Annotated in this window: 20 protein-coding genes, 1 tRNA gene and 2 pseudogenes; 13 read left to right on the top strand and 10 right to left on the bottom strand. The window is 71.2% G+C overall.

Annotated elements, in window-relative coordinates:
- Positions 1-128 precede the first annotated feature (128 nt).
- From mscL to ACZZ0J_RS09995, 3 genes and pseudogenes are all read right to left on the bottom strand, one after another.
- A complete protein-coding gene (mscL, locus tag ACZZ0J_RS10005; protein ID WP_123293361.1) occupies positions 129-629 on the bottom strand; it encodes a large conductance mechanosensitive channel protein MscL in 501 nt (166 codons plus the stop codon).
- A gap of 71 nt (positions 630-700) precedes the next feature.
- The gene (locus tag ACZZ0J_RS10000; RefSeq protein WP_123293362.1) at positions 701-985 is read right to left on the bottom strand and encodes an FmdB family zinc ribbon protein; all 285 of its coding nucleotides are present in this window, start codon (positions 983-985) and stop codon (positions 701-703) included.
- A 1-nt stretch (position 986) separates the two neighbouring features.
- Positions 987-1,570 (bottom strand): annotated as a pseudogene (locus ACZZ0J_RS09995) (5-formyltetrahydrofolate cyclo-ligase).
- Positions 1,571-1,685: 115 nt separating this feature from the next.
- On the opposite strand from ACZZ0J_RS09995, the gene galU reads away from it, so the two are divergent.
- The 4 genes and pseudogenes from galU to ACZZ0J_RS09975 all read left to right on the top strand — a co-directional run bounded on the left by galU (position 1,686) and on the right by ACZZ0J_RS09975 (position 4,653).
- Positions 1,686-2,576 (top strand): UTP--glucose-1-phosphate uridylyltransferase GalU, encoded by an 891-nt coding sequence (gene galU, locus ACZZ0J_RS09990; RefSeq protein ID WP_463436607.1) that lies wholly within the window; start codon positions 1,686-1,688, stop codon positions 2,574-2,576.
- An 87-nt stretch (positions 2,577-2,663) separates the two neighbouring features.
- Positions 2,664-3,322, top strand: a pseudogene (locus ACZZ0J_RS09985) (GNAT family N-acetyltransferase).
- A gap of 73 nt (positions 3,323-3,395) precedes the next feature.
- Positions 3,396-4,487 carry a hypothetical protein gene (locus ACZZ0J_RS09980; RefSeq protein ID WP_463436605.1) on the top strand — a complete coding sequence of 364 codons (1,092 nt, stop codon included), beginning with the start codon at positions 3,396-3,398 and terminating at the stop codon, positions 4,485-4,487.
- Positions 4,488-4,577: 90 nt separating this feature from the next.
- A tRNA-Ala gene (locus tag ACZZ0J_RS09975) sits at positions 4,578-4,653 on the top strand.
- Between the two features lie 493 nt (positions 4,654-5,146).
- On the opposite strand, the gene ACZZ0J_RS09970 is transcribed toward ACZZ0J_RS09975, so the two are convergent.
- Both ACZZ0J_RS09970 and ACZZ0J_RS09965 read right to left on the bottom strand, forming a co-directional pair.
- A complete protein-coding gene (locus tag ACZZ0J_RS09970; protein WP_463436604.1) occupies positions 5,147-5,416 on the bottom strand; it encodes a hypothetical protein in 270 nt (89 codons plus the stop codon).
- Positions 5,417-5,721: 305 nt separating this feature from the next.
- On the bottom strand, positions 5,722-6,105 hold the full coding sequence (locus ACZZ0J_RS09965; protein ID WP_463436602.1) for a hypothetical protein: 384 nt from the start codon (positions 6,103-6,105) through the stop codon (positions 5,722-5,724).
- A 122-nt stretch (positions 6,106-6,227) separates the two neighbouring features.
- Between ACZZ0J_RS09965 and ACZZ0J_RS09960 the strand changes: the two genes are divergently transcribed.
- Positions 6,228-6,767, top strand: a complete 540-nt coding sequence (locus ACZZ0J_RS09960) for an IPT/TIG domain-containing protein (RefSeq protein ID WP_463436600.1) — start codon at positions 6,228-6,230, stop codon at positions 6,765-6,767.
- On the top strand, positions 6,713-7,258 hold the full coding sequence (locus ACZZ0J_RS09955; RefSeq protein ID WP_463436598.1) for an amidase domain-containing protein: 546 nt from the start codon (positions 6,713-6,715) through the stop codon (positions 7,256-7,258). Before ACZZ0J_RS09960 ends, ACZZ0J_RS09955 begins: the two co-directional genes overlap by 55 nt.
- Positions 7,259-7,339: 81 nt before the next feature.
- On the opposite strand, the gene ACZZ0J_RS09950 is transcribed toward ACZZ0J_RS09955, so the two are convergent.
- The 4 genes from ACZZ0J_RS09950 to ACZZ0J_RS09935 all read right to left on the bottom strand — a co-directional run bounded on the left by ACZZ0J_RS09950 (position 7,340) and on the right by ACZZ0J_RS09935 (position 13,216).
- Positions 7,340-8,245, bottom strand: coding sequence for a hypothetical protein (locus ACZZ0J_RS09950; protein ID WP_463436596.1), 906 nt, complete (start codon positions 8,243-8,245; stop codon positions 7,340-7,342).
- A gap of 473 nt (positions 8,246-8,718) precedes the next feature.
- Entirely contained in the window at positions 8,719-10,581 is a 1,863-nt protein-coding gene (locus ACZZ0J_RS09945) for a glycoside hydrolase family 2 TIM barrel-domain containing protein (protein ID WP_463436594.1), read from the bottom strand.
- Between the two features lie 87 nt (positions 10,582-10,668).
- The gene (locus ACZZ0J_RS09940) at positions 10,669-12,633 is read right to left on the bottom strand and encodes a CHAD domain-containing protein (RefSeq protein WP_463436592.1); all 1,965 of its coding nucleotides are present in this window, start codon (positions 12,631-12,633) and stop codon (positions 10,669-10,671) included.
- Between the two features lie 406 nt (positions 12,634-13,039).
- Positions 13,040-13,216 carry a hypothetical protein gene (locus ACZZ0J_RS09935; protein ID WP_463436590.1) on the bottom strand — a complete coding sequence of 59 codons (177 nt, stop codon included), beginning with the start codon at positions 13,214-13,216 and terminating at the stop codon, positions 13,040-13,042.
- A gap of 297 nt (positions 13,217-13,513) precedes the next feature.
- Between ACZZ0J_RS09935 and ACZZ0J_RS09930 the strand changes: the two genes are divergently transcribed.
- The gene (locus ACZZ0J_RS09930; RefSeq protein ID WP_463436588.1) at positions 13,514-14,134 is read left to right on the top strand and encodes a hypothetical protein; all 621 of its coding nucleotides are present in this window, start codon (positions 13,514-13,516) and stop codon (positions 14,132-14,134) included.
- 102 nt (positions 14,135-14,236) lie between these two features.
- On the opposite strand, the gene ACZZ0J_RS09925 is transcribed toward ACZZ0J_RS09930, so the two are convergent.
- On the bottom strand, positions 14,237-14,593 hold the full coding sequence (locus ACZZ0J_RS09925) for a DUF1844 domain-containing protein (RefSeq protein WP_463436586.1): 357 nt from the start codon (positions 14,591-14,593) through the stop codon (positions 14,237-14,239).
- 288 nt (positions 14,594-14,881) lie between these two features.
- Between ACZZ0J_RS09925 and infC the strand changes: the two genes are divergently transcribed.
- From infC to pheT, 6 genes are all read left to right on the top strand, one after another.
- The gene (gene infC / locus ACZZ0J_RS09920; protein WP_123293372.1) at positions 14,882-15,577 is read left to right on the top strand and encodes a translation initiation factor IF-3; all 696 of its coding nucleotides are present in this window, start codon (positions 14,882-14,884) and stop codon (positions 15,575-15,577) included.
- A gap of 60 nt (positions 15,578-15,637) precedes the next feature.
- Positions 15,638-15,832, top strand: coding sequence for a 50S ribosomal protein L35 (rpmI, locus tag ACZZ0J_RS09915; RefSeq protein ID WP_111086286.1), 195 nt, complete (start codon positions 15,638-15,640; stop codon positions 15,830-15,832).
- Between the two features lie 26 nt (positions 15,833-15,858).
- Positions 15,859-16,242 (top strand): 50S ribosomal protein L20, encoded by a 384-nt coding sequence (gene rplT, locus ACZZ0J_RS09910; protein ID WP_111086285.1) that lies wholly within the window; start codon positions 15,859-15,861, stop codon positions 16,240-16,242.
- Positions 16,243-16,342: 100 nt separating this feature from the next.
- Entirely contained in the window at positions 16,343-17,170 is an 828-nt protein-coding gene (locus ACZZ0J_RS09905; protein ID WP_463436578.1) for a TrmH family RNA methyltransferase, read from the top strand.
- Between the two features lie 92 nt (positions 17,171-17,262).
- On the top strand, positions 17,263-18,303 hold the full coding sequence (gene pheS, locus ACZZ0J_RS09900) for a phenylalanine--tRNA ligase subunit alpha (RefSeq protein ID WP_463436576.1): 1,041 nt from the start codon (positions 17,263-17,265) through the stop codon (positions 18,301-18,303).
- On the top strand, positions 18,303-20,795 hold the full coding sequence (gene pheT / locus ACZZ0J_RS09895; protein WP_463436574.1) for a phenylalanine--tRNA ligase subunit beta: 2,493 nt from the start codon (positions 18,303-18,305) through the stop codon (positions 20,793-20,795). The genes pheS and pheT overlap by 1 nt, the downstream gene beginning before the upstream one ends.
- The last annotated feature ends 27 nt before the right edge of the window (positions 20,796-20,822 follow it).

Below are 20,822 nucleotides of genomic sequence, written 5' to 3'. Positions count from 1 at the left end.
CGCAGCGTGACGCCGGCTGCAGCCGGTAGCGCACGATCGCGCCCTCCACGGGCATCGCGCCCCGAAGAGTCGGGGCGCGATGGCCGTGGAGGGGCGCGATCGCGGCGCTTTCGGCGGGGACGACCCTGCTAGAGCTTCGTCGAGCCGCCGATGCCGGGGCCCTCGGGAGCGGTGTTCGGGGCGATGTGCGCGCCGGTCCCCGTGCTCGTGGAGACACCGTTCTGGGATCGGAGCAGGTCGCGGATCTCGAGCAGCACCTCGACGTCCGTCGGGGGCACGTCCTGCGGGGTCTGCTCCTCGTCGTTCTTGACGCGCTCGAACGCCACCTTCTTCAGGTGGTTCACGGGCACGACGAGGGCGAAGTACACGACCGCGGCGACGATCACGAAGTTGATGACCGCGCCGATGATCGCGCCGAACAGGATCTTCGCGCTTCCGCCGGACACCGTCGGGATGGACCAGACGAGCGCCTTGTCGAGGCTCGACGCGTTGAAGACCGCGCCGATCAGGGGGTTGATGAGGCTGGTGACGATCGCGGTGACGATCGCGGTGAACGCAGCACCGATGACGACTGCGACGGCCAGGTCGATGACGTTGCCGCGGAGCAGGAACTCCTTGAAGCCCTTCACGGGACTCCTTCCGGTCGAGGACAGTCGCCGGACGGCGACCCCAACAACCTATCGGCGAGGAGTGCTCGTGGTCAGGAGGCGCTGGGCTTCGGCGTGCTCGGCTTCGACTCGGTCTTGGCCGGGGTGGACTTCGTCTCCGACTTGGCCGGCGTGCTCGACGAGCCCTCGGACTTCGGCGCCGGGCGGGAGTCGGTGCGGTAGAAGCCGCCGCCGTTGAACGTCACGCCGACGGGGGAGAACACCTTGCGCAGGACACCACCGCACACCGGGCACTCGGTCAGGGTGGCGTCGGAGAACGACTGCTTGATGTCGAACGCGTTGTCGCACTCGGTGCAACGGTACGAGTAGGTGGGCACGTCAGCTCCGGAACGTGATGATGCGCGACGGCGTGATGATGCCGTCAACGGGTTCGTCGTGGGGTTCGCGCGGGACCTCGTCGAGGTACTCCGCGTCGAAGATCACAGCATAGACGGGCGGGCGCTTCGCCATGGACCCGAGGGTCTTGTCGTAGTAGCCGCGACCCCAACCCATCCGGACGCCGTCGTGCCCGACCGCAGCCGCGGGGGCGAGGATCGCGTCGACGTCGTTGATGGCGATCGGTGACAGGACCTCGCCGACGACCTCCGGCATGCCGAAGATGCCCTCGGTCTCGCTCTCACCGTCGCCGACGGCCCAGTCGAGCAAGCCGTCCTCGCGCGTGACCGGCAGGAGCACCCGGATGTCGTGCGCGAACGCCCAGTTCAGGAACGGCCGGACGTTCGGCTCGTCCGACGCCGACAGGTACAGCGCGAGCGAGGTGACCTGGCGCTCCTCGGCGAAGCGCTGCAGGGTCGCGGTGAGCGCCGCGCTGTCCGCGTCGCGTTCCGTCGTGGTCCGGCGCGCCGCCGCTGCCGGAGTTCGGCTCGCAGGGCGCGCTTCTCGTTCCCGAGATCAGCGATCATGCGCAGGAGTCTACCGAGCGCATCCGTTGCGGCTTCCCGCCGGGTAACGCGCTGATGCCGTGTCCCCAGGAGCGACGACATGCCCCGGAAACCCGGATCGGATACGGTCTGGGGTATGGGCTTCCAGATTTCCAAGGCGGTGATCCCAGCAGCAGGGCTGGGCACTCGCTTCCTCCCCGCGACCAAGGCGATGCCGAAGGAGATGCTCCCCGTCGTCGACAAGCCAGCGATCCAGTACGTGGTGGAAGAAGCTGTCGGCGCAGGACTCACCGACGTCCTGATGATCACGGGCCGCAACAAGAACGCACTCGAGAACCACTTCGACCACGTGTCGGAGCTCGAGGAGACCCTCAAGAAGAAGGGTGACCACGAGAAGCTGCAGAAGGTCAACCAGTCGACGGACCTCGCCGACATGCACTACGTGCGCCAGGGTGACCCGCTCGGCCTCGGCCACGCGGTGCTCCGCGCGAAGATGCACGTCGGCCGCGAGCCGTTCGCCGTGCTCCTCGGTGACGACATCATCGACGCCCGCGACCCGCTGCTCAAGCGCATGATCGAGGTCCAGGGCGAGAAGAACGCCACGATCGTCGCGCTGCTCGAGGTCCCCGAGTCGCAGACCCACCTGTACGGCATCGCCACGGTCGAGCCGACCGACACCGACGACGTCGTGAAGATCACCGGGCTCGTCGAGAAGCCCTCGCAGGGCGAGGCGCCCTCGAACCTGGCGATCATCGGCCGCTACGTCATCCGCCCCGAGGTCTTCGACGTCCTCGAGAAGCAGGAGCCCGGCAAGGGCGGCGAGATCCAGCTCACCGACGCGCTCATGAAGATGGCGAGCGCCGAGGAGTGGACCGGCGGCGTGTACGGCGTCGTGTTCCGTGGACGCCGGTACGACACCGGTGACAAACTCGACTACATCAAGGCGATCGTGCAGCTCGCCTCGGACCGCGAAGACCTCGGCCCCGACCTCAAGTCGTGGCTGAAGGAGTTCAACGCGGGCGAATGAGTCGGCCATCCCGCCCGGGACCGTGCACACGGACCCGGGCGGGACACCCCGTCCCGCACAGCGGCGGGATCCCGGAGGAACCAAGCGATGACGACGATCCCGACCCTGTCCCACGGGCGGGTCACCATCCGGCCCCTCCGGCTCCGTGACACGCGCGACCTCGACCTCGCGCTCGCGTCGAACCGTTCGTGGCTCCGCACCTGGGAGGCCACGAACCCTCAGGACACGTCTCCACCGACGTCCGCGGCAGCATCCGCGCGCTCCAGGCCAACGCCCGCGCGGGACTCGGACTGCCGTTCGCGATGGAGCTCGACGGCCGGTTCGTCGGGCAGCTCAACGTCTCCGGCATCACCTACGGGTCACTGGCCAGCGCCTCGATCGGCTACTGGGTCGTCGAGGACGCCGCCGGACACAACGTGACCCCGATCTCGGTCGCCCTCGCCGTCGACCACTGCTTCCGCGCGGTCGGCGTGCACCGCATCGAGATCTGCATCCGGCCCGAGAACGCCCCGTCCCTGCGCGTCGTCGAGAAGCTCGGGTTCCGGTACGAAGGGCTGCGTCGCCGGTACATCCACATCAACGGGGACTGGCGCGACCACTTCTGCTTCGCGCTCGTCGCCGAGGAGGTCCGCGAAGGCGTCCTCGAGCGCTGGGTCCGCGGGCAGGTGCCACCCGGCCTCGGCGCCGTACCGCTCGCCGCCCGCGACGAAGCGGCGTTGCCGATCACCACGACGCCCCGGCTGTAGATTCCGCCGCGACACGCGCAACACGCGTTCCGCAATCACGCGACGGGGATACCCCCGCCCCTACCGTGTCCCCATGGCAGGAATCGGCTCGTGGGGTGGCGGCATCGTCCTGCTCGTCGCGGCCGTCCTCTGGCTCGTCTACCTGATGCCCTCGTGGGCCGCCCGACGCCAGTACCTCGCCACCGAACGCAACGCGATCCGGTTGCAGCAGACCCTGCGGATCCTCGCGCAGACCGCTGAACTGCCCGACGAGGTCCGTGTCGAGATGAACGCGAAGTCCCTGGCCGAGGCGCAGCGCGTCGCCCGGTCCGAAGAGGCCAAGCGCACCGCGATCGTCCGGGCTCACGAGGCCGCGCGCCAGCGGGAGATCACCCGCCGGCTCGCCGAGCAGGCCCCCGTCCTCGAGCGTGCGTCGTCGGTGCCCGCGCTGACCGCGATGCGCATGCGCCGCTCCCGTCTCGGAGCCACCCTGTTCGGCACGCTCGGCGTCGTCGTCGCGCTGGTCGTCTTCGTCGCGTCGCCCGCCCTGTGGCTCGTCGGTGTCGCCGGGCTCCTCGCCGCGGGTGGGTCCGCAGCCGTCCTGGCCCAGCTGCACCAGGTGGCGACGGCACGGAAGACCCGTGTCGCGGCGGCCGAGGCGGGCGCGACCCGTGCCTCCCGGCCCGCGAGCACGTGGACGGACCCGGCGCCGCCGCTGTCGACCGAGCAGTCCGCAGAACCCGCGGAGGACCGCAGCTGGACCCCGAACCGGGTGCCGAAACCGCTGTACGTGGAGCGTCCGACAGCGCCCGCTGCCTCGCCGGAGTCCTCGGCCGAGCTCGCCGCGCGGCTCAAGGAGCGCGTCGCCGAGGCCAAGGCCGAGGCCGAGGCGGAAGCTGCTGCCATCCGCGCAGGCGAGGCCGACCCGTCACTCGCCACCGTGTCCCGGATGCGTCCGGAGCTCGAGGACGCTGCCGCATCGCTGACCGCCCACGACCAGGGGCGTCTCGCCGAGCGGCTGGGGCTGCGTGCTCCCGCCGTCCCGGAGCTCGTCGCCGAGACGCCGGACGAGCCGACCACGCCGCCGGGCCCGCCGAGCAAGTGGGCCGGCATGGGCGTCCTGGACGACGACGCGTACCAGCAGGCCGATCTCGACGCGATCATGCGTCGGCGCCGCGCGGTCTGACCCGCGGCACCAGCGGCACCAGCGGCACGCCGAACGGCTGTCCACGATTTCGGATCGGCCGAACGGTGGTGCTAGTGTGATCGAGCACTTGGGGCTATGGCGCAGTTGGTAGCGCGTCTCGTTCGCAATGAGAAGGTCAGGGGTTCGAATCCCCTTAGCTCCACCAGGTAGCAGCACGAACGGCCCGGACCCACAGGTTCCGGGCCGTTCTGCTGTCGTCGCTGTGGACGAACAGGGGTGGTGTGTTGTCCGACGCACCGCCCTAGACTCCCCGTGCGCCGGTGGGCGCTTCCGGCCCGCAGGGCCCGACCAGGGGAGAGCATGTTCCGTATCAGTCGTCTCATCGCGACCGTCGCGACCACGGTGGTCGTCGTCGCCGGCATCGTCGCCGTCGGTCCGTCCTCCACCGCGTCCGCAGCGGTCACCCCGCTGGGAGTCGACATCTCCTGGCCGCAGTGCGGCCGCCAGGTCCCGACCGACCAGGCGTTCGGCATCGTCGGCGTCAACGGCTCCCTCGGCAACACCACGAACCCGTGCCTCGCCGAACAACTCGCGTGGGCTGGGCGGTCGGTCGGGGGTTCGACCCAGCCGAAGACGCAGCTGTACGTGCTGTTCGCCAATCCGGGCCTCGCGGCGTCGGTCTGGCCCACGTCGAACAGCTACCAGGGCACGGTGCCCACCAACCCGTTCGGCAAGTGCGTGACCAAGGGTGGCAAGAAGCAGGTCACCCTGGCGTGCTCCTTCATGTACGGGTACGCCCGCGGGTACGACGACGTGAAGAGCCGTGGCGTCGCGAGCCCGTCCGCGTACCGCTGGTGGCTCGACGTCGAGACGGGGCTGTCGTACCAGCGGGACACCGCCCAGAACCGCGCGGCGATGCAGGGCATGATCGTCGGGCTCAAGGCCGGTGGCGTGCGCACGATCGGCATCTACTCGAACGGTTCGCAGTGGAAGACCATCGCGGGCACGGTCAAGTCGAGCAGCCGCTGCGCGGCCGGTCGAACTGGATCGCGATCGGCAAGGGCACGATCACCAAGGCACGGAAGACCTGCGCCGGGACACCCTGTCCGGCGGCAAGATCGCGATGGTCCAGGTCGAGGTCCCCTACGGGTCCAGGACCATCGACCGCGACGTCTCCTGCACCTGACCGCCTCGAGGCCGACAGGCCCGGCGCCAGCTGGCACCGGGCCCGTCGTCCGTCATCGTGCCGAGCGGACCCGTCACGGCCTGAGCGTCAGCTCGCGAAGCTGTCCGTCAGGACACCCGCCTGCGCGAAGGACGTGTGGATCGCGTTCGCGGCCTGCTCGAAGGCGCGGTTGCCACGCGAGATCCCGATCGCCCCGCCCTTGATCGCGGACTTGCCGGAGCCGCGCAGCAGTCGAGCGACGGTGCGGCCGTCCGCGGTGACCATGATCTGCACGTCGAGCCGGGTGTGGAAGGTGCGGTCGTTCGCGAGCCCGCCGATGAGCAGCGTGAGGCCCATGCTGCCGCGCGTGGCCCGGAGTGCGCCCTGCTCGGCGTCGTCGACGGTGTAGCCCTCGCGGGCGAGGGCCTCGCGCACCCGTGCGCGAGCGGTCTCGGGGTCGGTGGCGAGAAAGAAGTCGTGGCTCTCGGGCATGGTCTGCTGATCCTCTCGAACGCGTCCGTGCGGACACGGAGGACGCTCGCCCCCCGGAGACGATCATGCCGTGTCGGAACGTCAGGTGCGTCGCTTACGCTGGCTGTGTCATGACTGCCTCGATGAACCGCCGCGCACTCCTGTCCCTCGCCGGTGTCGCCGGGATCGGGCTCGCGGTCGCCGCGTGCTCGTCCGGCAGCGACGATGCCGGCAAGAAGGACGGCAGCAAGGGTCCGGTCGGCGGCGAGACGACGTCGTCCCCGTCCGCGAAGCCGGTGGCGAAGTCCCTCACCCCGGCGCAGGTCCCGCTCGTCGGCGGCGTCACGGTCACCGTCGCTGGCACCGGCCTCGCCGCGGTCAAGGGCGTCACGGTCGGCGGGGTGGCCGCGCGCGACGTCACGGCCACGGGCACGAAGGTCACCTTCACGGCCCCGCACCAGGCGATGTACACCGCTGGTGACGCCGCCGTCGCGCTCTTCACCGAGTCGATCGAGCCGAGCCCGTCCGCCAACCAGTCGTCCGACGGCAACGGCAGCGCCGCGAACGACGGGCAGACCGGCGCGACGCAGGACTCGGCCACGGCGACACCGACCCCACGGCTGCGCCGGTGCCCGATGCGTCCACCGCGGTGGCGACGTCGTCGATGGCCTACGCCGCGCTGACCGACGTCGACCGGCAGCTCCAGTACGCGATGGCGCACTGGAAGGACTACAACCTGTCCGAGTACGGCACCATGAACCCGATCGGTGGCGACTGCGCGAACTACGTCTCCCAGACGCTCATCGCCCGCGGTTGGGAGCAGCGCTCCGACTGGTACAACCGGGCTGCCGGTGCCGAGCACAGTGCCACGTGGACGTACTGCCCGACGATGGACCCGTGGCTCGAGACGAACGCCGCGGAGTTCGGTCTGACGCGTCGGAGCTCGGACGAGCGCGACGAGGTCAAGGTCGGCGACATCGTGTTCTACGACTGGAACGCGAACGGATCTCCGGACCACACCACCATCGTGTCCGAGGTCTTCACCGAGCCCGACGGCACCATCCGCATCAAGTCGGCGAGCCACAACCAGGACGGCCCGTACCGCGACCTCGACGAGATGATCACGGTGCAGCACCCGGGCGGGACGGCCTGGTTCCACACCTTCGACGCCTAGCCCGACGGGCCCGCGCAGCGCTCAAGCGCATCGCGAGCCGCTCAGGAGGGCCGCGAGCCGCTCAGGAACACCCCGAGCCGCTCAGGGGTACCCGAGGAACCAGAGCAGCACGATGGCGACCGGCTGCAGGCACACCCCGACCACGAGCCACGTCACCGCTCGCCGCCGCGTCCGGACGAACACGTCCGACCCGAGCACCGGCGCCATCGGCATGAGCAGCCGCGGCAACGACTGCTGCGGCAGGAACACCGCGACCAGGTACAGCCCGTACGACGCCGTGAACGCGAGGACGTCCGGTCCGAGGGCCCGGGTGCTCCTGCGCGAGAAGAACCACACGGCGCCGGCGAGCACCGCGACGACGAGCACGATGCCGAGCGGTCCGAGCCACGTCGAGGCCATCGTGAACCACGGCGTCAGCGGGGCGAAGTGCTGTCGCCCGACGAACCCCACCCACCACGACAGTTCGGTGTCCAGGTAGGCGTTCGGCCGCCCGGTCACCGCCGAGGCGATCACCGGCCACGCCAGACCCGCCGCCGCGACGAGGAGGCCGGACGCCACGATCGTGATGCGGTCACGCCACGGGAACACCTCGGCAGGTCGAGCAGACGGGCGGGACCCCACCCACCGGACGACCAGGTGCACGGCCAGCGCCACCGCCAACGCGAGGACCCCGGGTTTCGTGAACGCCGCGACCACGCCGAGCGGCGCGATCAGCCAGTACCGACGCCGCACCAGCGCCAGCAGCGCGCCGAACAGCAGCACGAGCAGCAGGCTCTCGGCGTAGGCGACCTGCAGCAGGAACCCGGTCGGCGCGAACGCGAACAGTGCCGTGGCCCAGCGGGCCCGGTGCGAGCAGCCCACCGCGAGCACGAGCCGGTACAGCAGCACGCAGGCCCCGGCGCCCGCGATCGTCGCGACGAGCACGCCCGCGACCCAGAACGACGCCCCCGTCAGGGCCATGACGGCGCGCACGATGGCCGGGAACACCGGCAGGAACGCCCAGGCGTTCGGCGCGACGTGGCCCGCGGCGTCGAGGGGGAGTGGCCGGGTACCCGTGCTCCGCGATCGTCCGGTAGAACGAGGCGTCCCACGATCCGGAGAACGTGAAGAACGACGGGTCCTGCCGGTACGACGCGAACGTCCAGTCGTTCGCGGTCGCCAGCACGTACATGGTGGCGAGCAGCAACGTGCTCACCAGGCGCGAGGCGGCCCAGATGAGCAGGGGCGCGGTCCACGCGCTGCGGGGTCCGGTCAGCAGGCTGCGCACCCCCGACCGGGAGGCCCGGCTCGTCTCCGCCACGCTCGTCACCCGCCCGATCCTCGCAGACCAGGGCCCGTACCCGCGCCAGCGGGCGGCCATGCGTCGGGCCGCGCGCCGACCTGCGTGCATCGTGAGCAGCGGTGGTCGGGTCCGTCTGCCGGACCCGACCATTGCTGCTCACGAAGTGTGGGCCTCCCGGCTAGCGACCGGTGACCGCGCGACGGATCTGCTCGATCGGGACCTTCGGGGAGCGGTCGGCGTTGAGCAGGCCGTTGGTCTCCTGCATGGTGTCGGTCAGCTGCGTGTAGCAGGAGCCCGCCAGGAACGAACTCGCCCGGATCGCGTCGTACAGCGCCGTGATGCGGGTGACCCAGTCGTCGCCGTCGCTGGCCGAGGTGTAGCCCCAGCCGTCCTCCCGCTGTGCACCCGGCTGGTAGTTCACGCCACCGAACTCGGTGAGCATCACCGGCTGGCCGAGGTCCTGCGCGCCACCCACGAGCACCCAGCGGTCCGCCGGGCCGAAGTGGGCGAACAGTGCCGTGCGGGCGGCATCGTCCGCGTAGGTCTCCGCGAGGGCGTCGCCGGCACCCTCGTAGTCGTGGACCGTGACGATGTCGGAGTTGGTGTGCTCCCACCCGTCGTTCGAGATCACCGGACGCGTCGGGTCGATCGCCCGTGTGATGTCGGCCAAGGACCGGGCGTAGGCCTGCTGCGCCGGGTCGGTGGCGATGTGCTGCACGCCCCAGCTCTCGTTCGCCGGCACCCACGTGACGATCGACGGGTGCGAGGCATCACGCTCGACGGCGTCCATCCACTCACGCATCAGGCGCTGGACGGCTCGCGGTGAGAAGGCGTAGGCGCCGGGGGCCTCGCCCCAGACCAGGATGCCGAGCCGGTCCGCCCAGTACAGGAACCGGGGGTCCTCGATCTTCTGGTGGTTGCGGGCCGCGTTGAAGCCGAGCTCCTTGATGAGCTCGACCTCGCGGCGCAGCGCCTCGCGCGACGGTGCGGCGATGTGCGAGTCCGGCCAGTAGCCCTGGTTCAGGACGCTGCGGACGTCGTAGCTGCGGCCGTTCAGCAGGAAGGTGCCGCCGTCGACGCCGACGGTGCGGAGTCCGAAGTAGGACGCGACGGAGTCGATCGGCGTCGCGCCGGTACGGGGAGCAGCGAGACCGTGGCGTCGACCAGGCGCGGGGCGTCCGGGGTCCAGTGCAGTTCGTCCTCGGCCTGCCCGTTCGTCCTGGCGCGAGATCGGCACGACCACGTCGAACTCGTCGGAGGTGTCGCCGAGCGTGGCCTCGACGGTGGCGAGGTGCTCGTCGCGCTCGTCCCACCGGGCGACGACGCGCAGGCGCTCGCCGCCGGTGCGGCCGCCCGCGATCCGGACCGTCAGGCGGACGGTGGCGTGGTCGACGTTCGTCCAGCGCAGGTACTCGATCGAGGCGGTCGGCACGGCTTCGAGCCACACGGTCTGCCAGATGCCCGTGGTGCGGCGGTACCAGATGGCGTGCGGGTCCTCGTGCCAGTCCTGCTTGCCGCGGGGCTGGGTCAGGTCGTGCGGGTCGTCCTCGGCGCGGACGACCAGGGTGTGGACGGCGTCGGGGTCGGTGGCGAGGGCGTCGGTCACGTCGAAGGAGAACGGCGTGTGGCCGCCCTCGTGCTCGCCGACGAACTGGCCGTCGATCCAGACGCGGGCGCGGTAGTCGACGGCGCCGAAGTGCAGGACGAGTCGGGGTGCGGCGGTGCCGTGTCCGGCTGCCCCGAGGTCGGCGCGGGTGATCGCGCGGGAGTACCAGACCACGGGGTGGAAGCCGGGCTCGTCGATGCCCGAGGCGACGGACTCGGGCGGGAACGGCACGACGATGTCGCGGGCGTCGGGGAACCCGGTGCGCCAGGCGGTGTCGTCGCCGTCGTTCCGGAAGGACCACGTGCCGTCGAGGTCGGCCCAGGCGGTGCGGAGCATCTGTGGCCGGGGGTACGTGCCGTCCTGTCGCGAGGCGAGGGGGAGTGCGGGAGCGGATGCGGTGTCAGGTGCGGCCACGGTGCCGTCGAGCGTGCTCATGGGTCCATGCTCCCGCGCCGGTACATCGTTGTAAAGAGCGTCGCAACGATTGCCATCCGGAGAACCCGGCGGGTGCTCGGGGCGACGTCAGGCGATCGCGGCGTCGCGCGTCAGGACCATCACGTCCATGCGTCCCTGCTGCACGACGTCGCCGCGCTGGTTCCGCAGCGAGACCGTCCGCTCGACGATGCCGGTCGTGCCGGAGCTCGTCAGGCGCGTCGACAGGATCTCGACCTCGCAGGTCACGGTGTCCCCGATGAACACCGGCGCGGTGAACCGCCACTGGTCGATCCCGAGCAGTGCCACGGCCGACCCCTCGAACACCCCGGTCCGTGCGATCAGCCCCAGGCAGAGCGAGGTGCCGAGCAAGCCGTGCACGATCCGCTGGCCGTACCGGGTCTTGCCGGCGAACTCGACGTCGGTGTGCACCTGGTTGTTGTCGTTCGTCCACGAGGCGAAGGACACGACGTCCGCCTCGGTGATCGTGCGACCCGGGGTCGTGAAGGTCTGTCCGGCGGCGAGGTCCTCGAGGTAGTGGGGCACGCCTGCGATTCTCGCAGAGCAGCCCGACGAGCAGCAGGCCGGGCAGCGCTCACAGCCGGGCGAGCACCTTCTGCGATCGTCGCAGCCCCGCTCGAGCACCGCGTGCTCGGCCGTCGCCAGCGCCCCGTACCCGAAGGTGTCGGCGCCGTCCCGAGCCGCGGGCCCGGACAGCTGCCGGTAGGCCTCCGCCGCGTGGGCCGCGTCGAGGGCGTCACCGAGTGTCTCCTGCACCCGCCGCAGTCGGCCTAGCCGTCGCTTCCCGAGGTCGGCAACGTCACCGGCTGCCTGCAGCGCGTACCGCAGGCGCCGTGCCGCCTTCCGGATCTCGTGCAGGACGTCGAGACCCGCCTCCCTACCGTCGACCAGTTCTCGGACCCGAGCGCGCTCGCGGTCGATGCGCTTCGCGACGAAGGCGGCGGCGTCGTCGTCGGCGTGCGGTCCGGCCGGCGCACGGAGCAGCAGCTGGTCGACCGCGTCGAGGGTGCGGAACCAGTCGTCCGAGCGCAGCGCCTGGCGGAGTTCCGCTGCGGCCGCACTGCGGAGTGCCGCCGCCTGCGCGCCGATCCGGTCCAGCGTCGGCGCGTCGACGAAGCCGTCGGGGGCCCGCGCCGCCGACCGGAACAGCCCGCCGTGCAGGACCTCGGCATCGCGGGCGACACCGGCGACGCGTCCGGCCTCGGCGAGGGCGGCCCGCAGTGCCTCGGTCGCCTCACGGTCGAGTGCTCCGCGGTACGCCGCGAGCACGCTCCGCAGTCGACGGACCACCTTCCGGAAGTCGTGCACCGACTCGTGGTCGTCGGCGCGGACCCGGGGGTCGACCGCGACGAGGTCGGCGCGCAACGACTCGAGGACCCGCAGCACGAACGCCGCAGCGGTGCCCGAACGGGGTCGCTTCGCCCGGATGCCGCGCCGCTCCGGTGCGAGCACGGGTGCGGGCGGGACCGCGACCGCCGAGGTCGACGGCGGCTCGGTGGCCGCGTCGTCCAGGGCCCGCTCGGCCGCTCGTGCCGTGGTGCCGTCCCGCCCGTCGTCCGACAGCGCCCACCACCGTGCGGACCGCAGCACGGAGGTGTCCGGGTCGCCTTCGTCCACGCGGACGTCGGCGATCTCGGCCCGCACCCGACCGTCCTTGCCGCGCAGGGTCACGAGCGTCGTCGTGGTGTCCCGGACGCGGACCGTCGCCACCGCCCGCCCGCGCAGGAACACCTCGACCCCGTCACGCGGGGGCTGCTCGCGGTCCGGTCGATCGAGGTCCGCGCCCACCGGTCCCGGGCCGTCGCCGTGGTCGAGGCTCCAGGAACCGTCCTGGGCGCGGGTGAGCGTCACCCCTTCGGCCGCGAGCACGCGCTCGTCGGAGTCCCACACGGTCTCGCGGAGCGTCACGGGCTCGTGCCGTTCGACGGCGGATGCGAGGGGCTCGAGTGCCGGCAGTCGGCGGTCGTCGGGGATCCGCCAGCTCCGGCGGGGATCGGTGCGGGCGGTGTCGGGGGCGGGGTGCTGGCTCGGCATGTCCGCAAGTGTCGTCCGCCGGCGCCCGTGCGGTCCGAGCGCGGGCGCGTTCTGTGGACGGGCGGCCCAGAACCGCGAGCTGTGCAGGGATGAGTGGCGGACTCGGCACCTCGCCAGCACTCGGCGCGTACGGTCCGCTGCATGAGCGACGGAGCCCGCCACCCCAGCGACACCGCACCCGACACCAGCGACACCGCACCCGACACCCGCGACACCGCACCCGACACCCGCGACACCGCACCCCCAGCGCCACCGCCCCCAGCGACCACGACCTCGAGTCCTGGATCGCCGACCGCCGGTGGTACGCCTCGAAGGGGTCCGTGCCGCGCCTCCGCACCCTCTCCACCGCCGACGGCACCCGGCTCGTCCTCGACGAAGCCCCCGCAGCACCAGCGGCTCCGGTCCTCTACCAGTCACCCGTGACCAGTGGCCCCGACGGCACGATCGCCGACGCCACCACCGACCACACGTGGATCACGGCGCTCGCCGCACGCATCGACGCGGACCCGCAGAGCCTCCGCCCCATCGGCACCGTCACCGCTGCCCGCGTCCTGACGGGCGAGCAGTCCAACACCTCGGTCATCTGTGACACCGAGTCCGGCGCCCGGGTCATCATCAAGGTGTTCCGCGTCCTGCACCACGGCGACAACCCCGACGTCACGACGCAGCTCGCGTTGTCCGCAGCCGGCAGCGCGCGAGTCCCGCAGGTCTACGGCGCACTGCGGGGCAGCTGGCCCGACGTCGGGCAGGGCAGCGGCACCGCGACCGGTCACCTCGCGTTCGCGCAGGAGTTCCTGCCGGGTCTCGAGGACGCCTGGCGCGTGGCCCTCGAGGAAGCGCACGCCGGCACCCCTTCGGCGACCGGGCCGAGCAGCTCGGGGTGGCGCTCGCCGACGTCCACCGCACTCTCGCCGAGGCACTGCCGTCCGAGCCCGGCGACGAGGCCCGACGCGCCACGGCCGTCGCGACGATGCACGAGCGGCTCGACACCGCCGCGCGCGAGGCCCCGGCCGTCGCCGAGCACGCAGACGCGATCCGTGCGGTGTACGCGGCGGCGACGGCGACGCCCTGGCCGGACCTGCAGCGCATCCACGGCGACCTGCACCTCGGGCAGGTGCTCGCCGCCCCCGAGCCGCGCGGTTGGGTCTTCCTCGACTTCGAGGGGGAGCCGCTCCGCCCCCTGGCCGAGCGCTCGTTGCCGGACGTCACACTCCGCGACGTGGCCGGCATGCTCCGGTCGTTCGACTACGTCGCCGGAGCCCTGGCGCACGACGCGGAACCGGTCGACGCAGCGGGATGGGCGGACGAAGCACGCGTGCGGTTCCTCGACGGGTACCAGCGGGGCACCGGCGCGGACCTCCGCGCGCACCGGGAGCTCCTCGATGCGTTCGAGCTCGACAAGGCCGTCTACGAGGTCGTCTACGAGACCCGGAACCGACCCGACTGGGTCGGCATCCCGCTCGCGGCCGTCACCCGCCTGGTCGGCCGCCACGCGTCCTGACCGCACACCCCGAGGGAGACGGGAGGCCCGTGGCGATCCCGCCACGGGCCTCCCGTCCGACGCCGTGACGGACAGTGCCCGTCACGGGTCGGCTGCCAGCCGTCAGTTGACGGGGCCGGTGTACTTCTCGCCCGGCCCGGCGCCCGGCGCGTCCGGGATCGCCGACGCCTCGCGGAACGCGAGCTGCACCGAGCGCAGCCCGTCGCGCAGCGGACGGGCGTGGTGGTCGCCGATCTCCGTCGCCGCAGCGGTGACCAGGCCGGCCAGTGCGGTGATGAGCTTGCGCGCTTCGTCCAGGTCGGTCTGCTCCAGGGGGTCGTCGGCCAGGCCGACCTTCACGGCGGCGGCACTGAGCAGGTGCACGGCCACGGTGTTGATGAGTTCGACGGCCGGCACCTCCGAGATGTCCCTGGCGGCGTCGATGCCGCTGCCGTCGTCGTCGATCGGGGTGTCGGTCACGGTGCTCCTCTGCTAGACTCGCTCGCGGCAGATGCTGTCCGTGTGCCATCAGGTTCTCCTGAAGCGCTCGGACGGTGTCACGAAAGAGGAGTCTCTCCCACCCGCGGCCGCGTTCCACCAGGCTACCGGGTCACCACCGCTCCACGAGTGCACAGCAACTGGGTGCACACGTCGGTCGGGTCCACGGATCCGACGCAGGGCGGCTGCCGAACGGGTTCCGATCCGTGCGTCAGATCTCCTCTCTCGTGCTGTCGTCCAGGGCAAACGTCCCGGACGACCACCACCTGATTGAAGGAGCTCCGCATCACCGATCCCCGTACCAACGACCGAATCCGCGTTCCCGAAGTCCGACTCGTCGGCCCGCAGGGTGAGCAGGTCGGCGTTGTCCCGATCGCCATGGCACTGCGCCTCGCGCAGGAAGCCGAACTGGATCTGGTCGAGGTCGCGCCGAACTCGAAGCCGCCCGTGGCCAAGATCATGGACTACGGCAAGTTCAAGTACGAAGCCGCTCAGAAGGCCAAGGAAGCCCGTCGCAACCAGGTGAACACGGACCTGAAAGAGGTCCGTTTCCGCCTGAAGATCGACGTGCACGACTACGAGACGAAGCGCAAGCGCGCCGAGGGGTTCCTCCTCGGTGGCGACAAGGTGAAGGCGATGATCCTCTTCCGTGGCCGCGAGCAGTCGCGTCCGGAGCAGGGTGTCCGTCTCCTCCACAAGTTCGCGGAGGAGATCGCCGAGTTCGGCGTCGTCGAGTCCCGTCCCACCCAGGACGGCCGCAACATGACGATGATCATCGCCCCCCTGAAGAACAAGTCCGACGTCAAGGGCGAGCAGAACGCGAAGCGCGCTGCACAGAAGGCCGAGCGTCGTGCCACCGAGCACGCTGCGAAGGACCACTCTGACGCCGAGACGGAGACCGAGGCCCCGGCCGAGGCTCCCGCGCAGGACACGGCACCGGCCAAGAGCGACGCTCCCGCCGAGTAGGTCACCCAGACCGACCCCGCAACGACGCGGCTCCCATCCATCCCACGGAAAGGCACCACCATGCCCAAGCAGAAGACCCACTCCGGGTCGAAGAAGCGCTTCAAGATCACCGGTACCGGCAAGGTCATGAAGCAGCAGGCCGGTATGCGTCACAACCTCGAGGTCAAGAGCTCCAAGCGCAAGGCCCGCCTGAACGAGGACCAGGTCCTCTCCAAGGCAGACGCGAAGAACGTCAAGAAGCTCCTCGGCCACTGAGCCCCGGATCGTAAAGGAATAGTGCAATGGCACGAGTAAAGAGAGCGGTCAACGCCGCCAAGAAGCGCCGCGTCATCCTCGAGCGCGCCGAGGGTTACCGCGGCCAGCGTTCGCGTCTGTACCGCAAGGCCAAGGAGCAGGTCACCCACTCCCTGGTCTACGCGTACCGCGACCGTCACGCGAAGAAGGGCGAGTTCCGTCGCCTGTGGATCCAGCGCATCAACGCTGCGTCCCGTGCGAACGGCCTGACCTACAACCGTCTGATCCAGGGTCTGGGTCTCGCCGGTGTCGAGGTCGATCGTCGCATCCTCGCCGACCTCGCGGTGAACAACCCCGAGACCTTCACCGCGCTCGTCGAGACCGCGAAGAAGGCCCTCCCGGCCGACACCTCGGCCCCGAAGGCTGCGTAGTCAGTTCTTCTGCTCGCGAAACCCCCGCCGCACGGCGGGGGTTTCGTCGTTCCTAGACTTGGGTCGTGAGCGAACTCCTCGAGAACCCCGTGCCGGACGCGTGAAGGCCGTCGCGGCCCTGTCGAAGAAGGACGTCCGTGCCGAAACGGGCCTCTTCCTGCTGGAGGGGCCGCAGGCGGTGCGTGAAGCACTCGAGTACGCCCCGGAGCTCCTGCGCGAGCTCTACGTGACGCCGACTGCCGCAGCCCGCTACGGGCTCGACGACGCGCCGGTCGACACCTGGTTCGTGACGGAGCAGGTCCTCGACGCGATGGCCGACACCGTGACGCCGCAGGGCGTGGTCGCCGTCTGCCAGCAGTTCCCGACGTCGGTCAAGGACGTCTTCCCGGACCGTCGCGTCGGTGCCGCTGCCGCTGCCGTCGACTTGGAGGCCCGTGGGGACACCGACGAGCCGGCCGCGTTGCCGGGGCTGGTCGCCATCCTCGAAGAGGTGCGGGACCCGGGGAACGCCGGCACGATCATCCGCGCCGCCGACTCCGCCGGCGCCGACGCGGTGGTCCTCACCGGGCGGTCCGTGGACCCGTACAACCCGAAGGTCGTCCGGTCGACCACGGGCTCGCTGTTCCACGTGCCGGTGTCGGTCGGCGTGACCCTGGCCGACACGATCGCGCGGGCGAAGGCACTCGGGTACACCGTGCTCGCGGCCGACGTCTCGGGCGACGACCTGCCGGTGGTCCGGGCCGAGGGCATGCTCGACGGTCCGACCGCGTGGGTGTTCGGCAACGAGGCCCGTGGGCTCACCACCGAGGACCTCGCGCTCGTCGACCGTGCGGTGAAGGTGCCGATCTACGGCCAGGCGGAGTCGATGAACCTGGCGACCGCGGCCTCGGTCTGCCTGTACGAGTCGGCGTTCGCACTCCGGAGCTGACGTTCCTCCACAGGCCTGCCGGTACTGACGGTCATCCACCGTCTGCTCGGTGCAGGCGGGTGGTATCCCGTCGGCCGGTAGGCTTGGGTCTCGTGTCAGAACCTCTCGAGATCAGCGAATCGGCCGTCGCCGACGCCGTGGACGCAGCACTCGCCGCCGTCCGCGCCACGACGACGGTCGCCGAACTGAAGCAGGCCAGGGCCGAGCACACCGGTGAGCAGTCGCCGCTGGCTCGGATGAACGCGTCGATGCGCAGCGTCCCGCCGGAGCAGAAGGCCGCTGCCGGCAAGCTCGTCGGTCAGGCCCGCGGGCGGCTGAACGCGGCGATCGCCGAGCAGGAGTCGGTCCTCGCCGTGGCCGAAGAGCACGCGCGGCTCGAGGCCGAGCGCGTCGACGTCACCGCGTTGCCGACCCACCGCCCGACCGGCTCGCGCCACCCGCTCTCGCTGCTCAACGAAGCCGTCGCGGACATCTTCGTCGGCATGGGGTGGGAAGTGGCAGAGGGCCCCGAGCTCGAGCACGAGTGGTTCAACTTCGACGCCCTGAACTTCGACCAGGACCACCCGGCCCGGGCCATGGCGGACACGATCTTCGTCGAGCCCGTCGACCGCCACCTGGTCATGCGCACCCACACGTCGCCCGTGCAGGTGCGGTCGCTGCTGTCCCGCGACCTCCCGCTCTACGTCATCGCCCCGGGCCGCGTGTACCGCGCCGACGAGCTCGACGCCACGCACCTGCCGGTCTTCACCCAGGTCGAGGGCATCGCGATCGACAAGGGCCTGACGATGGCGCACCTGCGCGGCACGCTCGAGCACTTCGCCCGCCAGGTCTTCGGCGCCGAGGCACAGATCCGTCTGCGCCCGAACTACTTCCCGTTCACCGAGCCCAGCGCCGAGATGGACGTCTGGCAGCCGAACGCCAAGGGTGGCGCCCGGTGGGTCGAGTGGGGCGGCTGCGGCATGGTCAACCCGAACGTCCTGCGTGCCGCCGGCATCGACCCGGACGAGTACCAGGGCTTCGCCTTCGGCATGGGCATCGAGCGGACGCTGCAGTTCCGCAACGGCCTGAACGACATGCGTGACTTCCTCGAGGGCGACATCCGCTTCTCGCAGCAGTTCGGAACGGTGGTCTGATGCGCGTCCCACTCCGCTGGCTCGGCGAGTCCGTCGACCTCCCCGAGGACGTCACCCTCGAGCACGTCCACGCGGCGCTCGTGTCGGTCGGCTTCGAGGAAGAGGACGTCCACACGTTCGACCTGACCGGCCCCGTCGTGGTCGGCCGGGTCCTCGAGCGCGTCCCCGAGCCGCAGAAGAACGGCAAGACGATCAACTGGTGCCAGGTGGACGTCGGTGAGCCCGAGCCCCGCGGCATCGTCTGCGGTGCGCACAACTTCGACGTGGGCGACCTCGTCGTCGTGACGTTGCCCGGTGCCGTGTTGCCCGGACCGTTCCCGATCGCGGCCCGCAAGACCTACGGCCACGTCTCCGACGGCATGATCGCCTCGGCACGCGAGCTCGGTCTCGGCGACGAGCACGAGGGCATCCTCCGCTTCGCAGACCTCGACATGGAGCCCGACGTCGGCCAGGACGCCATCGCGCTCCTCGGCCTCGACGACGCGGCGGTCGAGATCAACGTCACGCCGGACCGTGGGTACGTGCTGAGCATGCGCGGTGTCGCGCGTGAGTACGCCCACGCCACCGGCGCGAGCTTCCACGACCCCTCCGACCGGGTCGCACCCCGCACGGCCGAGGGCTTCTCGGTCACGATCGACGACCAGGCCCCGATCCGCGGTCGCGTCGGCGCGAGCACCTTCGTCACCCGCGTCGTCCGTGGCATCGATCCCACCGCGAAGACACCGGCCTGGATGGTGTCGCGTCTCGCGCTGGCAGGCGTCCGTTCGATCTCGCTGCCGGTCGACATCACGAACTACGTCATGTTCGAGCTCGGCCAGCCGCTGCACGGCTACGACCTGTCGACCGTCCGCGGCGGCCTGGGTGTCCGTCGTGCGGCTGTCGGCGAGACGCTCGAGACCCTCGACGGCGCCGTGCGGAAGCTCGACCCCGAGGACCTCGTCATCACCGACGGCGACGGCCCCGTCGGGCTCGCCGGCGTGATGGGCGGTGCCCGGACCGAGATCTCGGCGAGCACGACCGACGTCCTGATCGAGGCAGCCGGCTTCGACCAGGTCTCGATCGCGCGGACCGCTCGCCGCCACAAGCTGCCGAGCGAGGCCTCCCGTCGGTTCGAGCGCGGCGTCGACCCGCTCGTGGCCGAGGCTGCTGCGAACCGCGCCGTCGACCTCCTCGTCGAGCTGGCCGGCGGCACGGCCGACGCCCTCGGTTCCACGCTCGTCGACACCGAGCCCCGCGCGACGGTCGCCATGCGGACCTCGCGTCCGGCCGAGCTCATCGGCGTGGACTACACCGACGCCGAGGTCGTGGACACCCTCCGTGCGATCGGCGCGACGGTGCAGGCCGACGGCGAACAGCTCGTTGTCACCCCGCCCACGTGGCGTCCCGACCTGACCGACGACACCACGTTGGTCGAAGAGGTCGCGCGGATCGTCGGGTACGACCGCATCCCGAGCGTGCTCCCCGTCGCCCCGCCCGGACGCGGACTCACCCCGCACCAGCAGGCGCGCCGTCGGGTCTCCGCGGCCCTCGCCGCCGCGGGTCTGGTCGAAGCGGTGACGGCGCCGTTCGTCTCCGCCGCGACGCAGGACGCCTACCCGGGGATCGACCCGGAGGGCGGCCCGAGCGTCGTCCTCGCCAACGCCCTCGACAGCGAGCAGAACCTGCTCCGCCGCAGTGGTGTGCCGGCCCTCGTCGACGCCGCCCGTCGCAACGTCTCGCGCGGCCTGCTCGACGTCGCGCTCTACGAGACCTCGCGGGTGTTCCTGCCGGTGACGGGCGTGACGCTCGGTACCGACGAGGTGCCGGCCGGTGCCGCGCTGCCCGACCACGCGACGATCGAGGCGCTCGACGCGTCCCTGCCCGCCCAGCCGTTCCACGTGTCCGCCCTGCTCACCGGCAACCGCGTCGGCAAGCAGGCGGGTGTCACGGCGGAGCCGTACGGCATCGCCGATGCGATCGACGCGGCTCGCCAGGTCGCGTGGGCCGTCGGCGTGGAACTGCGCGTCGCGCAGACCACCCACCCGTCCCTGCACCCGGGCCGCGCGGCGTCGCTGCTCGTGGGCGACACCGTCGTGGGCGTCGCCGGCGAACTCCTGCCGGAACTGTCCGCCGCCGCGGTGCTGCCCCGCGTGGTGGCCGTGGTCGAGCTGGACCTCGACGCCATGGTGGCAGCGGCCCCGGACCTCGTCGCGGTCGCGCCGATCGTGTCGTACCCGGCAGCGACGCAGGACCTCTCCCTGGTCGTCGACGCCGGGGTGCCGGCCGGTGACGTGTTGGATGCGGTCCGCTCTGGTGCCGGAGACCTGTTGGAGTATGCTCGGCTCGTGGATGACTACCGGGGCTCCGGCGTGGACGAGGGACAGAAGTCCCTGACGTTCGCCCTGCGCTTCCGTGCCACGGACCGCACGCTGACCGCTGCCGAGGCCACCGAGGCCCGTGACGGCGCAGTCCGACGTGCCGGCGAGCGATTCGGGGCGACCCTGCGCGACTGACCCACGACGGGATCAGCACCGCCCGGG

It is taken from the genome of Curtobacterium sp. AC272 (assembly GCF_979258155.1).
Note: the sequence above shows the minus strand (reverse complement) of the source record. Positions and strands in the feature narration are given on the sequence as shown.

Excerpts from the sequence above, each read along its gene's own strand:
- rpmI (WP_111086286.1), top strand. The coding sequence starts at position 15,638 with ATGCCCAAGCAGAAGACCCACTCCGGGTCGAAGAAGCGCTTCAAGATC.
- ACZZ0J_RS09965 (WP_463436602.1), bottom strand. The coding sequence starts at position 6,105 with ATGCCCGAGAGCCACGACTTCTTTCTCGCCACCGACCCCGAGACCGCT.
- ACZZ0J_RS09970 (WP_463436604.1), bottom strand. The coding sequence starts at position 5,416 with ATGCCGATCGTGCGCACGCCACCGGCCTTGAGCCCGACGATCATGCCC.
- pheT (WP_463436574.1), top strand. The coding sequence starts at position 18,303 with ATGCGCGTCCCACTCCGCTGGCTCGGCGAGTCCGTCGACCTCCCCGAG.
- ACZZ0J_RS09940 (WP_463436592.1), bottom strand. The coding sequence starts at position 12,633 with ATGCCGAGCCAGCACCCCGCCCCCGACACCGCCCGCACCGATCCCCGC.
- ACZZ0J_RS09980 (WP_463436605.1), top strand. The coding sequence starts at position 3,396 with ATGGCAGGAATCGGCTCGTGGGGTGGCGGCATCGTCCTGCTCGTCGCG.
- rplT (WP_111086285.1), top strand. The coding sequence starts at position 15,859 with ATGGCACGAGTAAAGAGAGCGGTCAACGCCGCCAAGAAGCGCCGCGTC.
- ACZZ0J_RS09960 (WP_463436600.1), top strand. The coding sequence starts at position 6,228 with ATGAACCGCCGCGCACTCCTGTCCCTCGCCGGTGTCGCCGGGATCGGG.
- galU (WP_463436607.1), top strand. The coding sequence starts at position 1,686 with ATGGGCTTCCAGATTTCCAAGGCGGTGATCCCAGCAGCAGGGCTGGGC.
- ACZZ0J_RS09945 (WP_463436594.1), bottom strand. The coding sequence starts at position 10,581 with ATGAGCACGCTCGACGGCACCGTGGCCGCACCTGACACCGCATCCGCT.
- ACZZ0J_RS09935 (WP_463436590.1), bottom strand. The coding sequence starts at position 13,216 with ATGACCGAGGTGTTGGACTGCTCGCCCGTCAGGACGCGGGCAGCGGTG.